This is a genomic window from Microbispora cellulosiformans (assembly GCF_008728085.1).
GTDB classification, from domain to species: domain Bacteria; phylum Actinomycetota; class Actinomycetes; order Streptosporangiales; family Streptosporangiaceae; genus Microbispora; species Microbispora amethystogenes.
Map to the genome: position 1 here is coordinate 1 of NZ_VYTZ01000056.1, position 680 is coordinate 680.

Genomic DNA, 680 nt, shown 5'->3' on the forward strand with positions numbered 1-680 from the left:
TTCGACGCGCCGTCCTGGTTCACCGCCGTACCCCGCACCACCGCGAGCACCCGGTGCCCGAGCCGGCGCGCGTCCGACAACCGCTCCACCAGCAGCACACCACAGCCCTCGGCCCACGCCGTGCCGTTCGCGCCCGCCGCGAACGACCGGCACCGCCCGTCCGGCGACAACCCCCGCTGGCGGGAGAACTCGATGATCGCCTCCGGCGTGGCCATCACCGCCACACCACCCACCAGCGCCAGCGAACACTCACCGGACCGCAGCGCCTGCCCGGCCAGATGCAACGCCACCAGCGACGACGAACACGCCGTGTCGACCGTGACCGACGGGCCCTCGAACCCGAACACGTACGACACCCGGCCCGAGGCGATCGACCCGGTGTTCGCGTTGGCGGCGTAGTCGTGATACATCATCCCGGCGAACACCCCGGTCGACGACCCCCGCAGCGACCCCGGGTCGATGCCCGCCCGCTCCATCGCCTCCCACGAGGTCTCCAGCAGCAACCGCTGCTGCGGATCCATCACCAACGCCTCGTTCGGCGAGATCCCGAAGAACCCCGCGTCGAACTCCGCCGCCTCGTGCAGGAACCCACCCGACTTCACATAACTGGTGTTCGCCCGCTCCCCACTCGGATCGAACAACCCCTCCACATCCCAGCCACGATCAGCCGGCCAATCCGA

General features: G+C 70.1%; 1 protein-coding gene. It reads right to left on the minus strand.

Annotated features, from left to right (window positions below; genetic code table 11):
- On the minus strand, nucleotides 1–680 hold a 680-nt coding region (locus F5972_RS36820), incomplete at both ends, for a beta-ketoacyl synthase N-terminal-like domain-containing protein (RefSeq protein ID WP_150940782.1).